At 41.7% G+C, this 20,444-nt stretch carries 28 protein-coding genes and 1 pseudogene; 25 read left to right on the forward strand and 4 right to left on the reverse strand.

Features of this window, described 5'->3' with window-relative positions; all coding sequences use genetic code 11:
- Positions 1-7 precede the first annotated feature (7 nt).
- The 10 genes from SYN7509_RS0222200 to SYN7509_RS0222245 all read left to right on the forward strand — a co-directional run bounded on the left by SYN7509_RS0222200 (position 8) and on the right by SYN7509_RS0222245 (position 7,677).
- Complete coding sequence (locus SYN7509_RS0222200; protein ID WP_009629935.1) at positions 8-1,453, forward strand: S8 family peptidase; 1,446 nt, start codon at positions 8-10, stop codon at positions 1,451-1,453.
- A 21-nt stretch (positions 1,454-1,474) separates the two neighbouring features.
- Positions 1,475-2,365: a peptidoglycan recognition protein family protein gene (locus SYN7509_RS27885; RefSeq protein WP_009629936.1), complete on the forward strand. Its 891-nt coding sequence runs from the start codon at positions 1,475-1,477 to the stop codon at positions 2,363-2,365.
- 300 nt (positions 2,366-2,665) lie between these two features.
- A complete protein-coding gene (locus tag SYN7509_RS30300; RefSeq protein ID WP_009629937.1) occupies positions 2,666-2,815 on the forward strand; it encodes a hypothetical protein in 150 nt (49 codons plus the stop codon).
- Positions 2,816-2,929: 114 nt separating this feature from the next.
- A complete protein-coding gene (locus SYN7509_RS26810; RefSeq protein ID WP_009629938.1) occupies positions 2,930-3,379 on the forward strand; it encodes a C40 family peptidase in 450 nt (149 codons plus the stop codon).
- Between the two features lie 32 nt (positions 3,380-3,411).
- A protein-coding gene (locus SYN7509_RS29365) for an IS1 family transposase (protein WP_148297933.1) occupies positions 3,412-4,241 on the forward strand; the annotation gives its coding sequence in 2 pieces (ribosomal slippage) (positions 3,412-3,753 and positions 3,756-4,241; 828 coding nt in all).
- Positions 4,241-4,609 (forward strand): DUF2272 domain-containing protein, encoded by a 369-nt coding sequence (locus SYN7509_RS26815; RefSeq protein WP_009629872.1) that lies wholly within the window; start codon positions 4,241-4,243, stop codon positions 4,607-4,609. Before SYN7509_RS29365 ends, SYN7509_RS26815 begins: the two co-directional genes overlap by 1 nt.
- A 21-nt stretch (positions 4,610-4,630) precedes the next feature.
- Complete coding sequence (locus SYN7509_RS26820; protein ID WP_009629871.1) at positions 4,631-5,623, forward strand: hypothetical protein; 993 nt, start codon at positions 4,631-4,633, stop codon at positions 5,621-5,623.
- Positions 5,624-5,656: 33 nt separating this feature from the next.
- Positions 5,657-6,535 carry an IS982 family transposase gene (locus SYN7509_RS0222235; protein WP_028954517.1) on the forward strand — a complete coding sequence of 293 codons (879 nt, stop codon included), beginning with the start codon at positions 5,657-5,659 and terminating at the stop codon, positions 6,533-6,535.
- Between the two features lie 56 nt (positions 6,536-6,591).
- Entirely contained in the window at positions 6,592-7,083 is a 492-nt protein-coding gene (locus SYN7509_RS26825; RefSeq protein WP_009629931.1) for a hypothetical protein, read from the forward strand.
- 54 nt (positions 7,084-7,137) lie between these two features.
- A complete protein-coding gene (locus tag SYN7509_RS0222245) occupies positions 7,138-7,677 on the forward strand; it encodes a family 10 glycosylhydrolase (protein WP_009629930.1) in 540 nt (179 codons plus the stop codon).
- A 54-nt stretch (positions 7,678-7,731) separates the two neighbouring features.
- Here SYN7509_RS0222245 and SYN7509_RS26830 read toward each other — a convergent pair.
- A pseudogene (locus tag SYN7509_RS26830) lies at positions 7,732-9,651 on the reverse strand (Tn3 family transposase); the annotation flags it as partial.
- Between the two features lie 66 nt (positions 9,652-9,717).
- Between SYN7509_RS26830 and SYN7509_RS0222255 the strand changes: the two are divergent.
- From SYN7509_RS0222255 to SYN7509_RS0222270, 4 genes are all read left to right on the forward strand, one after another.
- Positions 9,718-10,428, forward strand: a complete 711-nt coding sequence (locus tag SYN7509_RS0222255; protein WP_028954484.1) for an IS6 family transposase — start codon at positions 9,718-9,720, stop codon at positions 10,426-10,428.
- A gap of 84 nt (positions 10,429-10,512) precedes the next feature.
- Complete coding sequence (locus SYN7509_RS0222260) at positions 10,513-10,815, forward strand: hypothetical protein (RefSeq protein ID WP_009630141.1); 303 nt, start codon at positions 10,513-10,515, stop codon at positions 10,813-10,815.
- A 71-nt stretch (positions 10,816-10,886) separates the two neighbouring features.
- Positions 10,887-11,579: a hypothetical protein gene (locus SYN7509_RS0222265; protein WP_009630143.1), complete on the forward strand. Its 693-nt coding sequence runs from the start codon at positions 10,887-10,889 to the stop codon at positions 11,577-11,579.
- A gap of 49 nt (positions 11,580-11,628) precedes the next feature.
- Positions 11,629-11,853 carry a hypothetical protein gene (locus SYN7509_RS0222270; RefSeq protein WP_009630145.1) on the forward strand — a complete coding sequence of 75 codons (225 nt, stop codon included), beginning with the start codon at positions 11,629-11,631 and terminating at the stop codon, positions 11,851-11,853.
- Here the strand turns inward: SYN7509_RS0222270 and SYN7509_RS0222275 are convergent.
- The gene (locus tag SYN7509_RS0222275) at positions 11,850-12,431 is read right to left on the reverse strand and encodes a hypothetical protein (protein ID WP_009630146.1); all 582 of its coding nucleotides are present in this window, start codon (positions 12,429-12,431) and stop codon (positions 11,850-11,852) included. The genes SYN7509_RS0222270 and SYN7509_RS0222275 overlap by 4 nt on opposite strands.
- Positions 12,432-12,454: 23 nt before the next feature.
- Between SYN7509_RS0222275 and SYN7509_RS0222280 the strand changes: the two genes are divergently transcribed.
- The 10 genes from SYN7509_RS0222280 (at position 12,455) to SYN7509_RS0222325 (ending at position 18,631) form a co-directional block, all read left to right on the forward strand.
- Positions 12,455-12,670 (forward strand): hypothetical protein, encoded by a 216-nt coding sequence (locus tag SYN7509_RS0222280; protein WP_148298167.1) that lies wholly within the window; start codon positions 12,455-12,457, stop codon positions 12,668-12,670.
- A 119-nt stretch (positions 12,671-12,789) separates the two neighbouring features.
- A complete protein-coding gene (locus SYN7509_RS0222285; RefSeq protein ID WP_009630148.1) occupies positions 12,790-13,020 on the forward strand; it encodes a hypothetical protein in 231 nt (76 codons plus the stop codon).
- 71 nt (positions 13,021-13,091) lie between these two features.
- Positions 13,092-13,982 (forward strand): DUF4351 domain-containing protein, encoded by an 891-nt coding sequence (locus tag SYN7509_RS0222290; RefSeq protein WP_009630149.1) that lies wholly within the window; start codon positions 13,092-13,094, stop codon positions 13,980-13,982.
- Positions 13,983-14,132: 150 nt separating this feature from the next.
- Positions 14,133-14,942 carry a PriCT-2 domain-containing protein gene (locus SYN7509_RS0222295; protein ID WP_084610778.1) on the forward strand — a complete coding sequence of 270 codons (810 nt, stop codon included), beginning with the start codon at positions 14,133-14,135 and terminating at the stop codon, positions 14,940-14,942.
- 11 nt (positions 14,943-14,953) lie between these two features.
- A complete protein-coding gene (locus tag SYN7509_RS0222300; protein ID WP_009630151.1) occupies positions 14,954-15,367 on the forward strand; it encodes a hypothetical protein in 414 nt (137 codons plus the stop codon).
- Positions 15,368-15,370: 3 nt separating this feature from the next.
- Positions 15,371-15,802 (forward strand): hypothetical protein, encoded by a 432-nt coding sequence (locus SYN7509_RS0222305; protein ID WP_009630152.1) that lies wholly within the window; start codon positions 15,371-15,373, stop codon positions 15,800-15,802.
- On the forward strand, positions 15,760-16,509 hold the full coding sequence (locus SYN7509_RS0222310) for a hypothetical protein (protein ID WP_009630153.1): 750 nt from the start codon (positions 15,760-15,762) through the stop codon (positions 16,507-16,509). Before SYN7509_RS0222305 ends, SYN7509_RS0222310 begins: the two co-directional genes overlap by 43 nt.
- Positions 16,488-17,222: a hypothetical protein gene (locus SYN7509_RS0222315; protein WP_009630154.1), complete on the forward strand. Its 735-nt coding sequence runs from the start codon at positions 16,488-16,490 to the stop codon at positions 17,220-17,222. Before SYN7509_RS0222310 ends, SYN7509_RS0222315 begins: the two co-directional genes overlap by 22 nt.
- Entirely contained in the window at positions 17,182-17,823 is a 642-nt protein-coding gene (locus SYN7509_RS0222320) for a hypothetical protein (RefSeq protein WP_009630155.1), read from the forward strand. Before SYN7509_RS0222315 ends, SYN7509_RS0222320 begins: the two co-directional genes overlap by 41 nt.
- Positions 17,801-18,631: a PRTRC system ThiF family protein gene (locus SYN7509_RS0222325; RefSeq protein ID WP_009630156.1), complete on the forward strand. Its 831-nt coding sequence runs from the start codon at positions 17,801-17,803 to the stop codon at positions 18,629-18,631. The genes SYN7509_RS0222320 and SYN7509_RS0222325 overlap by 23 nt, the downstream gene beginning before the upstream one ends.
- Positions 18,632-18,697: 66 nt before the next feature.
- Here SYN7509_RS0222325 and SYN7509_RS0222330 read toward each other — a convergent pair whose 3' ends face one another.
- Entirely contained in the window at positions 18,698-19,408 is a 711-nt protein-coding gene (locus tag SYN7509_RS0222330) for an IS6 family transposase (RefSeq protein ID WP_028954484.1), read from the reverse strand.
- Between the two features lie 100 nt (positions 19,409-19,508).
- Here SYN7509_RS0222330 and SYN7509_RS0222335 point away from each other — a divergent pair, with 100 nt between their 5' ends.
- Positions 19,509-20,231: a hypothetical protein gene (locus SYN7509_RS0222335; protein ID WP_009630237.1), complete on the forward strand. Its 723-nt coding sequence runs from the start codon at positions 19,509-19,511 to the stop codon at positions 20,229-20,231.
- Here the strand turns inward: SYN7509_RS0222335 and SYN7509_RS30305 are convergent.
- Positions 20,223-20,369 (reverse strand): hypothetical protein, encoded by a 147-nt coding sequence (locus SYN7509_RS30305; protein ID WP_158506186.1) that lies wholly within the window; start codon positions 20,367-20,369, stop codon positions 20,223-20,225. The two genes, SYN7509_RS0222335 and SYN7509_RS30305, sit on opposite strands and share 9 nt — an antisense overlap.
- Between the last annotated feature and the right edge of the window lie 75 nt (positions 20,370-20,444).

Below are 20,444 nucleotides of genomic sequence, written 5' to 3' on the forward strand. Positions count from 1 at the left end.
AACTACTATGGAATCATCAGAACAACGACAAATCATCCAGGAAGCACGTGCTAGGATTCGCACTCAATATGGCTCTTTGCTTGCCGAAAAAGCCAGTGACGAGTTCTGTCTGACACACGCAAGTCCATCTGCGTTTGCTGCTGCCGAAGCTTTCCCTAGCTCTATTTCACTCTTGAGTTCCATCATTGAGTTCGCCACAGAAGACCAGGCAAATGGCGAAATCCTTGAAGCTGCTCAACCACAAAGAATGCTGACATGGGAACCAATCAAAGAGTCACTAGCCCAGTTAAATCTATCCCAGCAAGAGCAACTACGGCTATATACTGGATTGCGCCAGACTAGAGTTGCTGCTGAACGAGAGCAGGTTTTAAAATCCGTTAGCCCGATTACTGCTGAACTAGAACGCCACATTGAACGGCTGTTTGCCTTGCACTCTGAAGCACTGAGAGAACCGTCTTCTCTAACCCAAGTCTGCTGGCTAAATCAGTCGCTCCGCACCCTTGCTGACCCTACAGTGCTAGCTGAGGTGGTGGCAGACCCAAAAATCGCCAAGGTAGACCTGCCGCGTCGGTTGGAGGCAGAGGTGATGGTGACTGGCTCTACCGTTGGAGCGGTTCAATACCGGGAAAAGTATGAGCTTACAGGACGTGGGATCGTTATTGCGATTATTGACTCAGAAGTAGCCATAAGTCACCCTGCATTCCAGCATCGAGTCATTCATAGACAAAATTATACTCAAGAGCCTTGGGGTTCTCCAGATAAACACGGCACTGCTGTCGCTGGTATTGCTGCCGCTAACCATGCAGATTTAATTGGCATGGCACCAGAGGCAACAGTTTACAACTACAAGGTGCTAGCAACTAACAGGAGTTTAAACGCGAACAACTTTGAAGGCTCACTGGCGCTCCAACAGGCACTCGAAGATGGAGTTCACATTGCCAACTGCTCTTGGGGGGTAGGACTAGCTAATGGTGAAACCCGCGAAGTCCTGGCGTGCAACAAAGCCTGGTCTCTTGGTATGACCATTGTCAAAAGTGCTGGTAATCGAGGTCCTGGTTCCGGCACCGTGACAAACCCAGGTCAGGCGGACGGCATTATCGTTGTAGGAGCTACAGACCGAAACGGTATCGGTGTGCAGGACTATAGCAGCAGGGGATCGCTACAGGGCGGCTTAAAGCGCCCACATTTTGTAGCTCCAGGTGGTACTGAGAGCGATAGTGTTTTCAGTTGCCTAGTGGGAGGCGGATTTGGTAATCAAGGTGTATATGGTACTAGCTTTGCGGCTCCGCACGTGACAGGACTATTAGCACTGCTTTTAGAAAAAGTACCAGACTTATCACCAGACGAGCAGAGAGATTTGCTTCTAAGAGCTTGTACAGCATTTCAAAACGTGGATGCTAACACACAGGGCTTAGGACTGATTTCCTTAAAGGCTTTGATTGAAGAACAATAAATTTAAGCAAGGAGAAATAACATGGCTCGTTGTCCTTTTGCTGTTTGGAAACCGATAACAGGTTCTAGCGGTTCTTATTTAGGTGGTCCTTTCAAAATCGTTCATCACACCACAGAAGGTTTTAAAGCATCTGATGCTATGAGAGCATATCGAGATAATCGTTCAGATCCTCATTTCACTGTAGATGCAACCACTATTTATCAACATATTGATACAGGGGCTGGTGCTCGGTCGTTGGAAAATTTAGATGGCGGCGTACAAACTAACAGAGATTCTGCGGTACAAATTGAAGTGGTGGGTTTTGCTGGTCGCCCTAAAGATCGAGAAACCTTAGCAAATGTAGAGCGACTCTGCCGTTGGATAGAAACTACTCATGGGATTCCCAAAGTATGGCCTAATGGATTTCCCCGGTTTGGAGCAAGAGATCCGGGAGGACATAATCGAAATAGGACGAATTGGGATACTAAAGGTGGACATTATGGACATTCTCATGTGCCTGAGAACGATCACTGGGATCCAGGTTACACGCGAGCCGAGGTAGAAATCGTCATGGGCGGGATTTTGGAGTCATTAGAGCCTGAACTAGAAGCCTTTGCTTTGCTCCTCCCTTCTGAGATAGAAGTCGAAATTGATAATCTTGTCCTAACTACTTATCTGGTAACGGTGCCTTTAGATGCTAAAGGACAGGGGGTTATTTCTTTAGATGTTGTTTGGGAGCGAGTAATATCTATCATTCCCAAAATTGAAAAAAATGGGGATGGGGTTTGGCAAACTTGCACAGTAGCGTTAGCAGAAGAAGACGGACAAACCCTATTAGTCGCTACTGGAGGAATGCCAGAAACAACCATTACTGTGCTGGTTAAAACATTAGATGCTAATAATCTAAGTGCAGAATCAGTCGGTTGTCCTTGAACTTAATTACAGCCACTCTAATGTATTTCGGCGTTGCTGAACCGAAGTATGAATTGCTGTCATGATTCTTGCCTTGCCCCTTAAATTCCCCAACTATAAAGGACTTTGATAATCGGTTCCCCAAAATTGGGGGCTAGGAGGGCGAAATTATATCTGAATTCAGCAACGCCTGTATTTCTTCCTCAAGCTTACTAGAAGTCTGCTGATGGGCTGATTAATGGTGGAGAGCCGGAAAAAAACTATCGTCAATCACTTGATGATTGGGATGCAATAGGTGCGCCTAGAAACAAGATTGTCTCAATGGCAGGGGAACTAGAATTTTCCACAGCAGCACAAATAGATAAATATGCAGAAGAAGCTAAAAAACAAGGAATTGCTAGTAGGCATTTTTATACCGCAACTGAAGATGTCAAATCTGCCATTTGGGAGGCGGTAGCACAAGCAGGATAATCCTAATAAAATTCGTGGTATTTGGTTGACCACTGCTGCTATTAATGTGCTGGCCTTCCAATCAAAGCTGATAGTTTAACTCTTGTAAACACAATTCTTTCAAGGTGAATAATCATGGCAACATTAAAAGTTAAAACTGATAGTCTGAATCTTCGCAATTCCCCAGAGATCAAAGATGGCAATATTATTACCGCTTTACCACTTGCCCAAGAGGTAGAAGTTGTAAATGGCAATCCAACCGATAGATTTTGGGAAGTTAAAACAGTAGTTAACGGTAACACTTTAACAGGGTTTGCTAGTGCAGCCTTTCTACGTCAACCTGTAAGCGCAGCTAAAGAGGCACTAATTAGTGCCGCAGTTAAAGAATGGCTGCGATTTGAACGTGGAGATAAATTAGAAAATCAAGATCCTCAATATAAATATGTGGGAGAGTATTGGTCAAAAATTGGCTCAAGTTTTACTGGCAGGGATCGAGATCAACCTTGGTCAGCAGCTTTTATTTCTTTTGTTGCTCGTGCTGCTGGTTATAACGGTAGTGCGTCAATTCAATGTGGGATGATATAGTGACAGGGTGGTTTTAAACTCGAAGCATCTCTATGGATTGTCCTCTGTGTGGTCACATTAAAGCCCATAAACATGGCAAGATGCCGAACGGACATCAACGTTACCTGTGTCCCGCTTGCCATCAAACGTTCTCGGAATCCTTCGACAGTTTGTACTATCGTCGACATATTAGTCCTGAACAAATTCGCCAAGTGTTGCAAGCACATAGTGAGGGCAGTAGTTTACGAGGGATTAGTAGAACAACTGGGCTTGCCTACAACACAGTTGTGAGTATTGTTCGCGCTGCCAGTCAAAAAGCCCAATTGGTTCACAATGCCGAAGTCCAAGCTGTACAAACAGAGGAGGTAAGTGCCGATGAGATGTGGTCATTTGTCTCAAAAAACAGAAACAGTGTTGCGCTCAAGAACTAGAAGTCGGGGATTGTTGGATCGGTCTGAGTCTTGCCGATTCAAGTGGCTTAATTCTGGCGGCGCGAGTTGGCAAACACACTGATGAACTGATTGGTCAGTTAGTCCTCAACACCGAGGGAAAAACAAATTGCAAGCAATTTAACAGTGATGCTTGGGGCGGGTATGAGCGAGTTCTACCTCCTGAAATTCACCACTACATTGGCAAAGACAAAACGCAGCGATTAGAACGTACTAATGGTACTGTGCGACAACAAACCGGAAGATGGCATCGACGACAGAACAAGTTTGGTAAGGTGTGGGAACAGACAAAAGTGACAACTCGATTAGTGGTGAGTTACTTCAACTGGATTTGGCAGCATAGCCGATTCAAAACAACTGCTGCACAACGAGCCGGATTAGCAACGAGAGCGTGGAGTTGGCATGATATTGCTACCTATCCCACATTAATTTGATGCATCACCGTTATAACGATTTCAAATTTGCTCCGGCTCACTCTACATACGTTTATGATGCAGTTGATAAACGCAAGTCAAATGTTACCACTGCACCTTTTTGGGGATTTAAAATTAACGATCATAAACCTCAATTGGGTGATTTAGTCTGCCGTTGGCGAGAGAACCCCATTACTTCCATTGATGCGCTCCCAAGTGGAGGATTTAAGAGTCACTGTGACATTGTAGTAGAAATTCGGGATACAGAAGTTCGTACTCTTGGGGGTAATGTTAACCAGTCAGTATCAATAGCTGCATACCCATTGAATGCTAGTGGTTTTCTCAGACCAGTTAACAATGTTTATGGTGTTCTGAGAAACAATTTTTAATTAAACTGGAAGATTGAAATCATGTCGACTTTACAAGATGTTATTACTAATAATTCATCATTGACACGCACTCAATTAAAAGCCGATAAAGCTTTAGTAATGGAAATTCAAACTAAACTAAGTGCTTTAGGATTTTACCCTGGAGGTGGATGGATTGATGGCGATTTAGGCGGTGTCAGCAGCTTTTCTTGGAAAGGATTAATTAATTTCTGTGGAACAGTTGGTAGTGTTACTGTACCATCAGATACTGTTGCTATCAATCTAGGTGTAGCCAAAAAGCTACTGGAAACTCTAAAAGTAGATTCTATTTTAGATGAAGCTAAAAATACCTCGTTTACTTTAGAAAAGCTGACAAAAATTCAAACTGCTTCCATAATTGTCAATCCAAATACAGAAGCTGCTGCATTTGTTGCCAGAACAACAAGCAAGTCACCTTTCCAGAAATTTATCAATGACTATCCAGCTTATTTAGAACAAAAACCTGATGGTAGTTCTGTTATTTCCTATGGAGACAGCTTTACTCTGTCTACTGGTGTCACAGTTAATTTTAATGATTATCCCGATACCGGAGATAAACCAAATATTGATAATACAGGCTTAAACTTTCTTTCTAGTAATATCAGTAATGCCTGTGTTTGTGTAGGTAGTTTCGCTGGTAGAGGTAGTGATATTAAAGCTCACTGGTTAGGGAAAAATGCATTTGAACCAGAACAGTTTCTTAGCACTACTAAATTTATTGGTGTTTTAAATGCTGTTTGTCAAATCAATAGTAACTCTATCAATACGGATGTTGATGATTGTGTCATTGAATCCCCAAGATTTCGTTTTAATGCTTTAGTTAGGGACATGGTAACTTACAAGTGGGAATTTGGTTCATCCAACGCCATTGGTGCTATGTTTAAACGCTTCACTAAACGCCCAATCCTAGAACAATGGATCGTAGATCAAACAGGTAATAGTACGTCAGTTCGGGATAAGGAAAAAGCTAAAAAAGGGGCAAAACAGGTAGTCTGAAAGTACCAACTAATCAATCTACCTGGATGCCTTATGCTTAGTTTAGAAGACCTATTCTGCTCCGTCGATGATTTTTGCCAAATCTTTGAACCACGGTGGGAGCAGCAATTGCTCAGTCATAATTTAAGAAAGCGCAAACGTTCACGTACCCTATGCTTGAGCGAAATCATGACGATTGTGATTAGCTTTCATCAGTCTTGTTACCGGAATTTTAAAACTTACTACTTGGAAAAGGTGCAAAAACATTGGCAGGCTTATTTTCCCAGACTTGTAAGCTACAATCGGTTTGTGGAATGGCTCCCTAGCATTTTAATACCCTTATGCGCCTATCTACGTTCTCGTTTTGGCGCTTGTAGTGGGATCAGTTTCATGGACTCCACTAGCCTCCGGGTCTGTCACAATAAGCGCATCCATCAGCATCAAGTATTTCAAAATCTTGCTGCTCGTGGCAAGACCTCGGTAGATTGGTTTTTTGGTTTTAAACTACATTTGGTCGTCAATGACAAAGGTGAGTTACTTAACTGTCAAATAACTCCAGGCAATATTGACGACCGTAAACCTGTTCCTAAATTGCTACAACAACTTTTCGGTAAAGTGTTTGCAGATAAAGGCTACATTTCTCTACAACTTGCCAAAGATTTGTGGAAAAGTGCTGGCATCCAACTTATAACTAAGCTCAAGCGCAACATGAAGCAGCGTTTAATGCCTCTAGGCGAACGACTGCTATTACGTAAACGTGCAGTGATCGAAACTATTATCGACCAATTAAAAAATATCTCCCAGATAGAGCATTCAAGGCATCGTTCGCCAGTCAACTGCTTTGTCAACATCCTCTGTGGATTGATTGCTTATTGCCATCAACCAAAGAAGCCAAGTATTGCTACCATCCATAATTTGCTGCCTTCTGCTTAACCCGAACTGACGTTAATAGTGGGATTGAATTTCGTGGAGGATATGGCGAAGATCCATTGATTGCCGATCCAAAAGTCAAAGATACTACGAGTGGAAACTTTGTTTTATCCTCTGGTGGTATAGGTGCTACTGGCAACAATTCAGTCTCTGCTTACGACTTAGTACGTTTAATTTCAATGCTAGGATGGCACTTACACTTACCAAATACTGCTAAATTACCATCAGCCCAATGGAAAAGTTTAGAAAGTGTAGTTAGAGCTATGGGCAATGATACTGCCCGTTATGTAGATGTGGCACTAGAAACTTTAGGGATAGTTAATGTAATTAGTAAACCAGTTATTATCTCTAAAGTAGGTTGGGGTAATAGTTCCATGACCTATGCTGCATTAGTAAAGTTTGTCGATAATCGAATAACTCCATCTAAGCTGAGAACATTTGCCTTGGCACTGCGATGTCCGACTCCAGCCTCGAATAAATCTAGAGATACTCATTTAGCCGCAGCCGTTACAGAAATCGTCCGGCGGATTGTCAATGAGGAACTAGCTTAAAAAAAATCTTGTATCCTAAAGTCCAATCGTTAATTATTTGGAGATATTGAGGCAATGGTTGACTTAGAAGTTAGAGGAGTTTGGCTGACGCTTGATGACAGTAACGTTCTCAAATCGGAAACAAATATTAGAGAGGCGCTGACAAAGCTAAAGTCCCACGGTTTCAACACTATTTATCCTGCTGTGTGGCATAGCGGTCATACCCTTTACCATAGTCAGGTTGCTGAGAATTTTATGGGTGTAGCCGTTAAACCTGACAAAGATTTTGAAGACCGAAAGCTTATGGAAGAACTCGTTAAAGTTTCAAAAGAACAAGACTTTCGACTAATTCCTTGGTTTGAATTCGGTTTAATGGTTCCTCCTAACTCGCCTATCGACAAGCTTGAGGATAAAGATCCAAGCAAATTCAAAGACTTAATTACCAGAACTAAAGATGGTGGGAAAATTCGGATTAAAGAAGATGATTTAGGGCAGTTAATGCGCGATGATTCAGGAAAATTAGTACCTGATGATTTTGTCTGGATGAATCCCTGCCATCCTGAAGTTCAAAACTTTATGGTGGAGCTTATTGGGGTAAAAGTAGCGAAGAGCTAAATTGCCGCCGCGCGACGGTTGAAAAACTTACCCAGATTAGGTTTCAGAAAAAAATTAAGTATTAGCAGCATCAATTTGTAATCGCTCGTTCATATCCAGTCGAAAAGTGCCGTAAGGGTTAACGTGTACCCAAATCAACGGTGATAACGCCCGGAAATCTTCTTTTCTCATTTGCTTCATCCAAGTAGCTTCTGCCAAAACCCTTTGAATCATCAGTGTATTGATGTAAACAAGGCTAATTTGCAATAGGTGCAGGGATAAAACCGATAATTCTTGCTCATCCAGGCGGTTAGTGGCAATTTCACTATTTTTGCCGTAAAAAATAAACCCATTAGCACTATTCCAATTTTCCACCACATTCAGCCCTTCATTAATCTCACGCCGTAAAGCTTCAGAATTGAGGTAGTGACAGAGAAAGATGGTTTTAACCGCTCTACCTAGCTCAGAAAGTGCTTTTTGTGTCGGATGTTGAGGAGAAGAACGGCTAAAACGTTTCAAAATCGTGTCGGCTTCCGCCGTTCCTAAACGTAAAGCAGTAGTGTATTTAATCATCTGGTCATACTGCTGGCGAATCAGTTCCCAATCAATCGCTTTAGTAAGGACAAGTTGCAAGTTAGGAAAATCTTGTCTTTGTCCAGCACTTGGTAGATATAACTTTTGGGAACCAATGCGCTTGATCCGAGGCATCAACTCAAAGCCCAGTAAACGGCAGAAGCCAAAGGCAATTTCATTTTGACCATGAGTGTCTACATAGTTTTTCTTTACTTTCATATCAGTGCAATGACGTAAGAGTCCCTCAATCATTGCTGCCACTTCACTAGAAGAGCAAGTCTTCAGTTGAGAGTAGATGCAAGCAGATTTTTTCTCAACGTGCCAGTAGATCATCACCCCCCGACCGCCGTAGCGGATATGCCACTCTGTCATCAAATTTTGATCCCACGAGCCAAACTTTTTAGAATCACTAGCACACGCTGTCGTACCTTCGCCCCAAATTGCTACCTTACGAATATTGAAAGTAGCATTTACAACTTCTGCAATAGCATTCCGCAAGTGTTCTCGGTGAATATAGTGCTTTTTGACATAACGCAGATCGTACTCTAAGTCACTATTAATTCCTCCGCACATACGCTTGAGTCCGGTATTGCTACCCAATCCGTACAAACACAACAACAATCGTCGTTGTAGGGTTTCTCGGTCTAGGTTAGAGCGCACACCCGTATTCTTGAAATGATTAGTAAAACCAATCCGCAGGTCGGCTTCTTTCAGCATATCTAGCAAACTGGTCAAGGGCCAGCGTCTTTCTATCTCACGTTTAAGTTGCAAGAGATTGAGTGGTTCTGGCTGTGCTTCTGGAGGGGAGAGGCTAATCCAGCCATTTTTCTGCTTTTGAATTTTGACTTTAGTATTGCTGGGCATTCCAGTATCTAGCATTGTTAAAGCCTGAGTCATTTCCTGCTGGAGTTGGCTGATAAAGGTGAGAGCATCTAATGGTTGCCCTAAAGCCTTGTAGTAGGTTTCTCGATGTACTTCAAAGTCTTGGGGCAAGTCTTCTTCTGGGTTACAGTAGCGTTTAGCCCCAACTACCCAAATTTCCTTTGAGCGCAGCTTACCTCGTAGTGTCTGTAATACGCAGATTTCGTAGTTAGCACGATTAACTCTTTCTTGTCCATCTTCCATTATTTCTATAACCAAACCATGCCAGCCACTTTTCAGCACACCTTCAATAAATATCTCCTCTCCTTCTTCGTAATATCGTTGATTACTATTTTGGTATCTTTTGAGCAATTTTAAGGCGGAAATTACTGGGCGGTGAGTGTTGTTGTTAGAGCAAAATTCTAAAGTGGACAGCAGTTGGGGTACCATACGCCGATAATGATGCAGGTATGATGAGCGCATCACGGTGTAAACTTTCTCCTGATAGGTGGGAGTATTTGACTTGTACTCTCTGATTAGCGCTTGTAGCGTTTTTGGACTGGTTGTGTTGCAAAAAATGGTAGGCTGAAATAATTCCGCTAGAGAAAATCATTGTACCGGCCTCTAATGAATTCTAAATCCCCCTTCAAGTGGCGGCATTATCAGTCAGAAATCATCCTACGTTGTGTTCGGTGGTATCTAAGCTATCCGCTTTCCTATCGCCAAGTAACAGAGATGGTGAACGAGCGGGGATTAGATATACATCACAGCACCGTCTTCCGTTGGGTGCAAGAATATAGTCCAGAAATGGACAAACGAGTCAGACCGTATCTAAAGCTTACTAATGACTCATGGCGGGTAGATGAAACCTATATTTTGGTCAAAGGCAAGCAGAAGTATTTATACCGAGCAGTCGATTCGGCAGGGAACACCTTAGACTTCCTCCTCACAGCGAAGCGGGATGCGAAAGCGGCGAAACGGTTTTTGCGTAAGACATTGAAAGCAATTCACACTTCCGTACCAAGAGTCATCACTGTGGATAAGAACCCTGCTTATCCAAAAGCGATTAACGTACTCAAAGCTGCCAATAAGTTACCCGAAGTAGTGAAATTACGACAGATTAAATATCTCAATAATATTGTGGAGCAAGACCATCGGGGGATAAAACGATTAGTCAAACCAGGAATGGGATTTGGCTCCTTCAACACTGCAAGAAGAACCATTCGGGGATATGAAACTCTGAACATGGTTAGAAAAGGACAAGTTATTGGTGTTCCCAGGGGAGCCATCAAAGAGCGACTTGTCTTTATCTATCAAATCTTTGGGGTAGTTGCATAATTTCAACTCCTGCCACAGGGGTTTTCTGTCTTCACTAAGTTTTTGCAACACAACCAAAAAAAGCAAAAAGGCTATAAACCATCAGTGCTTGATACTAAGTCGGTAGAAATAAAGCTTATCCACCGAGCTTTGGAGTTACTAGAACAACTAAAAAGTAAAAGCTATTACAACACCGAAACTATCGACGAATACTTAAGTCTAGTCCCAACTCCTTTAGGTACAAAAATCGACCCTTTTGTAATTCTATCAAAGCTTCCAGAAATTAATAGGCACGAACAATTGTTACGAGAATTACTACCAAAAGTAGAAGTAGCAACTGCAAACCAAGAAATACCAAAAGTTATTTCGCTTAAAGGTCTTTCTAACTTGTTTTGGAAGATTGACTAATACTTTAATCGTACCTTTAAGTATTAGTAATAACACTAAAGATAAATGTTACTAATATTTAAACTACTACCATGAAAATTGAATTTAGTTCAGAACTTCATCCAGATAGAAAAGTATCAATTACTCTACCGGAAAGCCCCTTTTTGCTGAGACTGAATAAGCAGGTAGGGTGTTTCGCTACAGGCTTAATTGAACAGTACAACCATGAGTCAATGGAAACTTATGGGCGTGGGAAGTGGTTGGAGTGTGCGATCGCCAAGTTTGATGATGACTTGCACGGAATCGTCGGTATGGGAGAAAGCAAGCAGTGGGGTTTTGTTAGCGCCATAGTGACTAGGGCTGACGATTTCCGAATTGAGCCAGGTTGCCTTGTTCACTTTTTAACCTACAGAGCGGAACGAATTAGTTGCACCAGGTTAGAAAATGAAAACACCCGTAAAGTACCTTATATACTAAGGATAAACTTTAATTTATCAATCCCGACTCAACATGGAAAGGTAATTAGACCACCTTCCATATCCAAGCACCAACCGAACCGTATAGAATCGCAATACTTGGAATCTGCTAAAAGTATAGTTAAAAATTATCCAGATTACTTGCCAGACGCAACTTCTTTGTATCCCGCAAAGTATAATAGTCAAACAAATAAGTTAATCTCAGGATTAGTGCATCGGAAAACTTTAGTAGTACCAAAAGCTACAAATAGTATCAACTTGACTTCACTAAAAAGATTCTCTAAGTTGTTTTGGAGTACAAAAACATGATGAAATTACAAAAAAAAACTGCGCTACGTGTCCTTTTGTTAACTCAGATATGTTACAACCAGAGGAAATAGCAAAAATACATAGTTATTTAATTTCTGGTGCAAATCATTTATGCAATAGCGATCGCAGTAATCGTACTATTTGCTTAGGCGGTCGCAATTTTCAGCTAGATATATGGCACAAAATGGGAATAATTAGCGAACCGACAAACGAGGCATTGGCGATCGCTATGCGCGAAGCTAGCGTAGAACCAGAAAAGCATATCTGTGCTTAAAGTGCGATCGTTTTTGACTGTAAAGTGCCAAGCAAAACTTCTAATTCCATAGGTGCATTAATAGTAAGAATTTGCTTGCTGAAACGTCGCCATAGTAAAGCTTCAACTAAAGTAGCTTTTCGCTTTTCACTTAGATATGTTCCCCAAATTGCTAATTCGGGGTTGCTTTGAGCTTTCCAACAGTCAAATATTTTTGCAAGATTAGAATCAGACTCCAATTGTTGTAGTTGTTTGGATTTATCGTGCGAATTCTTTGACTGATTAGAAAGATAAACACTTAATTTAATCAATGCGTCGCCTGCCTGCGCCTCAATATTAATTTCGTCCCAATTAACTAAAAATTCCGGGTAATTGCTTAATATTCGATCAAAAGTATGCTGTGCTACTAGCAAATTAGCCTCAGACTTACTCTCATTCTCAACATTTTCGCAAATTACTTGACCATTAGGAAACTCTATTATAATTGTGGAACGGTAAAGATTAGGCGAAAGACAGATGAACTTAAAATCAATACAATTATTACATCCAAGGTTTTGGAGTAGTTCTAAAAGTTGATTTTTGGCATTATTATTATTCATTTACTAGGATGCAGAAAAAGAAAATGGATAAACAAAAACTTTTAAATTATGCTCGCATTCTTGGAGCCGAAGCTAGAGCTAATCAGAAAGCCTCCTTTATGACGGCTGATGATAGAAAAGATTTGATTGCCAGCGCTGGTGTATCAAAATGGGGTGACTTACCCGATGAAATAACCAATGAACTTCAATCCGCATTTTACACTGGCTTCCAGTCCGAGTCTAAAAACTATCTTAGTTGATTTACTGCCAAGTGCCGAAAGTTATAAGATGCGATCGCTCTTAACAGATTTTTTATATCAGATAGTTAACCTGAATAATTGCTAGTGCAATCAGCAAGTGAAAATTATCAGGTAAATCAATGTCTCTAATCAATTTTTTGTCTGAAATCGAGTGGAATTTCAGTTACGGAGTTTTCCAAGGAACTATCGAACGCAGCGAGAGTGTAGCGGCAATTTTGGGAAATGCCGATAGCGGCATTCTCCCTGTAAAAAGTTCTGAACTAAGTGGCAGCCAGCAAACAAAATTAGCTTGGTTTGTTGACGAAGAATATGTAAAATTCCGAGTTCTTAACATTACAGAGCCAATTTAGCACAGCAGCAAGAGATAGTTTGCACTGTCTCTTCCTTTAAAAAATATCTTTTCGAGCATTAGTGAAATACAATGATTGACCACGATCGCTTATTTAAGGAACTGCTTACCACCTTTTTTAGGGAATTTCTAGAACTATTTGTACCAGAAATTGCTAACACTATTGATTTTAGTTCAATTCGATTTCTTCCTCAAGAGTATTTTGGAGACTTAACAGCAGGTGAAGACAAAATTATCGATTTGCTTGTTGAGGTTAAGCAGGCGGGGGAGGATATTGGCTTTCTCGTTCATGTTGAAGCACAATCTTATTCGCAAGCAGATTTTGCCCGAAGAATGTTTTTCTATTTTGCGAGATTGTATCAAAAGTACGTGCAGAAAATTTATCCCATTGTTGTCTTTTCCTTCGATGAACCTTTAAGACCAGAACCGGAATCCCATAGTGTTAATTTCCCAGGTTTGAAAGTTTTGGAATTTAACTTTGCGGCAATTCAGTTAAATAGGTTAAGCTGGCGGGATTTTCTTAATCAACAAAACCCAGTTGCCGCAGCATTAATGGCAAAAATGCAAATTGCTCCAAAAGATCGCCCTTTAGTTAAAGCAGAATGTTTGCGAATATTAGCCACCTTGCGATTAGATGGAGCTAGAACAAGATTAATTTCAAGCTTTGTCGATACTTATTTGATTCTAGACGAATCGGAAGAAAGATTGTTTGCTGAGGAAGTTGGTAAATTAGAAACATCAGAACAGGAGCGTGTTATGGAAATTAAAACAAGTTGGGGAGAGAGAGCAGAACGCAGTCTGGTTCAAAAGCAGCTTACACGCAGATTTGGAGAAGTACCGGAGTCAGTTCAAACACTCGTTGCGGCATTACCAAGCGAACAAATCGAATCATTAGCGTTAGACCTACTCGACTTTGGCGACCTAACAGACCTAGAAAAATGGTTAGAACATCCCCAAGGTTAAAGTAACTTAGCTTGGCAAATAGCGCTTCGCGCCCTTTATCGCGGAGCGCTATTGCTGTAAACTCCACCAATAACTCAAAAATCTAAGTGCTTAAAAAAATTTCACATCCAGTCTTTAGCTTTAGCCCTCAAAGAATTACCAATTCACTGGCTGCTTACACCAACAATTGACAAGCAACCAGTAGAATTTGAATGGCAAAAACATCCATTTACGCCCGAAAGCCTCTTTGAGCAACTTAATACCTGCGGTCAAGTACGAGTCAAAAGCAAATTAAAAGGCTCCAGTAGCATTACCCCCACAGGTTTTGCGATAGTTTGCGGACAAAACAGTCTTGAATATTTAATCGCCATTGATTGCGATGGCGAGAGGGTTCATGAAGCAATTCCTACTTTGCCACCCACCGTCGCTTTTACTTCGGGGCGACCAGGACGAGCGCAGTATTTGTACAAAACTAACATCAGTTGCGACCGTTTAAAATCAAGAAAGATTGCCATTACACCTATTGAGAAATTAGAGCTTCGAGGTACAGGTCATGCTTCGGTATTACCACCATCCAAACATCCAATAACTGGAAGATACTATTGGCTACCGGGGCGCAGTCCCAAACAAATTGAAGTGGCTACAGCACCTGACTTTGCGATCGCGCAAATGTTGATTACACCGCCTAGTCTCAAAGCGCAAAATACTGTTGTGACTTACTACCCCAAAAGCGCAGATAGGGAAGAAAAAAGGGCATTACATTATCTCCAAAAGATTCCTGCTCACTTTGCCGATGATTACCACTCTTGGCTACAAATTGGCATGGCACTAAAAAGCGTTAGCCCAGACCTATTAGATGCTTGGGACAAGTGGAGCCAACAATCTCCGAAATACAAACCAGGAGAATGTCAGTGGCGCTGGCAATCGTTTAAAAATCTTCGTTCTACCATTGGAACGCTTTATTACTTTGCACACAAATAGGTGAATCAACCATGTCAGAAGATTTTGAAAATGACGATACTGAGGATACTGAAGACATTGAGAACGATAAAGCCGCGTCTTCAAGCGGTCTTCAAGACAAATACAGTTTTGATGCCACGACTTTATTAATAGGCTTGCAAATACTACCGGGAGTTGAAGGCAGTAGACAAGTGTTAGTTACAGCAGGCATTAAAGGAGAGCCACCAATTATCACTAGCACTGTTTTGGCAGAAATTGCCCAAAGTTCTGTGTTAGCTGAGGCATTAGAGCAATTAAAGCAGTTGCTACCACAAAGAGCTAAGGAAGCCGCAACTAAAGAAGCTGCTTTGATTGCTTCTACTAAAACCAAAACAAAAGTGCCAATCCCAGACCTTCCTGTTCCTCATAATACAACCGAACCAAGTCAACTCACCTTATTTACATAATCCATGCCCTACAAATTATTCCTCGAAGGTCAAGAGATACCCTTATCCGATGAAATTGCAGCTACCGATGACAATTTACGAGGTGCAATAGCTCCCTACTTTCCAGAAGTAGGCACTGCGGAAATTGTTCGTCAAGAGAAAAATGGAATTACAGAAATTCGCCTGATCAAACGGGCGGGAACAAAAGGAAATAACGCTCTCCAAAGCTTGATGGCTAGTGAGACAGAAGTTAACCCAGCTTTAGAACTAACCTGGCAATTAAAGCAGTTAGAACAACAAGGCAATTTGAGCATTGAAACTCTAATTAGCCTCCAAGACCAAATAGATAACGCGGTCAAAACTGGCGAAGACTGGGAAAGAACAATAACTGATAGTTTAAAAGTTTTAAGCAAATGTTCGCCAATTCCTGCACAATTTCCTATTATCGGGATTTAACTGCTTTTAAGCTGCCTCTTACCGTTCCAGACTCTGTATCGTACTTAAGCAACCTAAATCAAAAGACAATTCTGCTTGCCCTTTATCAACACTATTTTCCCGACGAGTGGGCAAGCTCTCAAGTAGATTGGTTGACTTGCACTAATGACTGTTTGTGTAGCGATCGTGAAATTGAGTTTTTAACTTTAGTCAACGATCGCTTATTTCCTCTTGGGGAAGTAGACAATCTCGATAGAGATGAAAGGTTGTCAGAAATCCTCCTATATCCGCAAAATACCGATTGGTACGATGCGGAACTTGAGCAATTAACTGATACCGAGCAATTTTTGATCTCAGTTTTGGGCTGTGGTTACTTGCTAACCAATTGGTTGGAAGAATTCAAGTTTGAACCGGAAAAGTTAGTAAGTGCCGAACAAATAGATTTTGAGAAGCTAAAGTTGCTATGCGACGAACACACTTCTCCCTTATCACTTCTATACGATGTTTTAAGTCTAATTGACCACAGTACAGGTTGCATTTGGCTCGATATTGTTTGGGAAGATTACGAATGCTTCACTTGGGAGCAAAAATCTATTGACTATTTAACTCAAGACTGGGTAATCGCTCAACCCTACTTAACCAAGATGACAGAATTCGACCAATGGCTGCAAGCCGACATAAATAACCGCAAGGAAGTTGTTGAATTATGGAACAGTGCCAAGAAATAAGTAAACAGGCGCTAAATACTAGCGACATTGCCCGAAGTCTCGCAAATAGAACCGATAACCCAAATATTCAAGCCCAACTCCTATTTATGGAGGGGCAGTACCTTTTTGTTGACAATCAAACAGATCGCAAAACTTACAAGTTTCTGTCCCCTAGCAGCGTTAAAGAAGCTTTTAGCAATCTCCCTTTGAGTTCGGGATTTTTACCCGCCAATACTATTCAATGGGGAATGCGGGATGCCTGCGAATACCTAGTGCAGTATATCCCACCGCATCAGCAAGCTTTAACTCTTAGTAATGCTGGGGGCGATCGCTTAGTGACGATTACGATACCAATTCCTGGAATGCTATTTATGGGCTGGGGACTAAAATATTGGCTTTGGTCGGTAAAAGATAAGCAACTTACCCCAGAGTCGCAACTATTCCACGCACCATTGCCTAACGTGATGGAAACTGGTGCTATTTGTTTTGGAACCACACCGTTTAGTCCCTGTTCTGCTTCAAACATAGTCAAAACTTGGGATGGATTTTGGCACAGTCCTTTTAACGATCATGTAGTGCAATCGAAATCTAACAAATTCCCCAAAGATGTGCGTTCTCAACTACTCCAATTGCACGGAAAAGAAAAAAAAGCCAGAACTTATCCCCTTAGCGATCTAATCAGCTTTAAACAAAATGTCAGTAGTGTTATCAAGTCAATTATTGAAGCTCGGTAGTACGTTTGTATCTTACAATATTGCTACAAGCATTTTGCTTCCGCCTATTAGCTCCAATCTTCAAGAGTATTGGTTAGCAGGAAACGGAGTATTTCTAAGAGGAGCTAGAAATGGAATTCATGTATGCGCTCACTTATGCGCGTTAAATATTCCAGGCTTGCCAAAACTTGAGCCTTACTTTAATTTCACCTTTCCTTGCGTACCGCCGCATTTACTATCTACGATGCTAGAACTATCTGTTGCTGCCGGACAAGAGGAAGTTTTATTCTATTTGGCTTTTACAGAAGGTATTTGGCAGCTATTAATCCCCGACCAAATTGCTACAGAGTATAGTGTTACCCCAACTAATCCCCTCGATCCTTTCTACGAGTCAGCGATCATAGAAGTTCACTCTCATCACCAGATGGAAGCGGAATTTTCTTTTACTGACGATAAAGAAGAATCTGGCAAATTTAGGCTGTTTGCAGTTTTGGGAGAAATATTTACAAGTTCCACCATTAGCGTCCGGGTGGGTATCTACAATCATTTTCAAGTTCTACCTGCTTCTAAAGTATTTCAACTACCACCAGGTATTACCGATGCAAATAGATTTGTCTTATAGCCAATCTGTACCGCTAGTTGTCTCCCAGCATGACCATGTAATGTTTCTATTGGTTGGTGCAGGCGGAACGGGAGGATTTTTAATTGGTGCGATCGCCAGATTAATGAAGGAAATTGAGGCAACTACTAATAAAACTACTTCATGTACAGTTATTGACCCGGATATTATCGAAGCAAAAAATATCCCTAGGCAAAACTTCCAACCTGGAGATATTGGTTTACCGAAAGCCGAAGTCTTGGCAGCAAGGTACGCTCTTGCTATGGGCTGTAATATTGGTGCTATTAATCAGCACTTTACGATTGAAATGGCAAAAGCACACTGGCATACTCTAATCATCGTAGTTGGTTGCGTAGACAATGCCGCCGCTCGTCAGACAATTGCTGAAAGTCTTGGTAGAGGAAATGGAACTTATTATTTGCCCGATACTTGGTGGCTCGATTGCGGCAACCACCGTACTTCTGGGCAAGTTCTACTCGGTTCGTCAAGTTGCTTCAAGTTTGAAAAAGCCTTCGATAACTTAGCTCAACCAAACTTCTGTAAGCATCTGCCTAGTCCCGCTCTTGTTCATCCTGAATTACTACAACCTTTGCCAGAGGAGATTGCCCAAACTCCTCTTTCTTGTGCGGAATTAATAGCTCGAAACCAACAGAGTTTGTTTGTCAATCAGCACGTTGCCGCGATCGCCAGTGAATATCTATTAGCTCTTACTTTAACAGGGGGGTTGAGAAAATTTGCGACTTACTTTGATATCAATTCTGGTTCGTCGCGGAGCTTATATACTCACCCCGATACTTTAGCCAGGTATTAAACAGTACGAACGGTTGTGTTGCAAAAACTTAGTGAAGACAGAAAACCCCTGTGGCAGGAGTTGAAATTATGCAACTACCCCAAAGATTTGATAGATAAAGACAAGTCGCTCTTTGATGGCTCCCCTGGGAACACCAATAACTTGTCCTTTTCTAACCATGTTCAGAGTTTCATATCCCCGAATGGTTCTTCTTGCAGTGTTGAAGGAGCCAAATCCCATTCCTGGTTTGACTAATCGTTTTATCCCCCGATGGTCTTGCTCCACAATATTATTGAGATATTTAATCTGTCGTAATTTCACTACTTCGGGTAACTTATTGGCAGCTTTGAGTACGTTAATCGCTTTTGGATAAGCAGGGTTCTTATCCACAGTGATGACTCTTGGTACGGAAGTGTGAATTGCTTTCAATGTCTTACGCAAAAACCGTTTCGCCGCTTTCGCATCCCGCTTCGCTGTGAGGAGGAAGTCTAAGGTGTTCCCTGCCGAATCGACTGCTCGGTATAAATACTTCTGCTTGCCTTTGACCAAAATATAGGTTTCATCTACCCGCCATGAGTCATTAGTAAGCTTTAGATACGGTCTGACTCGTTTGTCCATTTCTGGACTATATTCTTGCACCCAACGGAAGACGGTGCTGTGATGTATATCTAATCCCCGCTCGTTCACCATCTCTGTTACTTGGCGATAGGAAAGCGGATAGCTTAGATACCACCGAACACAACGTAGGATGATTTCTGACTGATAATGCCGCCACTTGAAGGGGGATTTAGAATTCATTAGAGGCCGGTACAATGATTTTCTCTAGCGGAATTATTTCAGCCTACCATTTTTTGCAACACAACCAGTAGTAGAGCGCGTTGATAAGCGGACTAACGAAATGCTGGCTACCTTACAGTCTTCTAGCCCATCGCTCAATACGCTGCGCGATTGGTACAGAGCCGCCAGGGAGTTAAATAAATCCCCAAAGCATCTTGACCGGATTTCTGAAATTGGTAACGAGTTCAAAATAGGAATACCTTTAACTGATAAAGCTGTAACAGCTATGAAGACAGACTTTCAGGCGTACTATAAACAATTAATGGTGGTTGAGCAGTTGAGTAACCTGAGCGATGGGGATCTGGTCAACCTCAACCAAAATATCACCAACTACTTAAACACGCCTCCACCGGGATCTCCACCTCTAGCTGACCGACAAAAAGTTGAGTCGGAGGTTAAGCAGATTACGGACTATATCAACACTTTGGGAAGCAAGCAATCTGAGCAGTTAGCGACCGTTGAAGCTATGCAGAAAAGCCCTTTCCGCAGTTGGAATGGGAAATACGACTTAGCTGTTGCCCAGGTAGAACAGACGGCAAACAAGCTAGAGAATGCGATCGCCCATTTGCAGCAAAGAGAACACCAATTAGGGCAATGGAATAAGCTGGAAAGAGCTTACTCTTTATGGGATAAAGCATCGCAAACTATGGAGATGCGGAGTCTTGCCCAAGGGCTAAAGTCTCCTCAGTTGCAAGAGCGTCTAAGTAGCATTGCTAAAGTGGAACGACAGGAATTTGCGCGTAGCCAAGCTTCCAACGCTCGACAGGCTGGGTTATCAGCGTGAACCAGGAGGGGCAGGAACAATCAGCAACTCACCCTCTGCAATCTTGGCTAGTAATCCAGCAATCCAAGGCTTATTGCCATACTTGCACCCATACTGAAGGGCTATTTTCTCTAAGGTGGCTCGTGTTTCTTCAGACATTCTCATTGCTACGGGGTAGCATATTTTTATGTAAAATTACGACTTTGATAAAAATTGATAAGAAACTTAAAATTT

The organism is Synechocystis sp. PCC 7509 (genome assembly GCF_000332075.2).
Taxonomy (GTDB): domain Bacteria; phylum Cyanobacteriota; class Cyanobacteriia; order Cyanobacteriales; family Chroococcidiopsidaceae; genus Aliterella.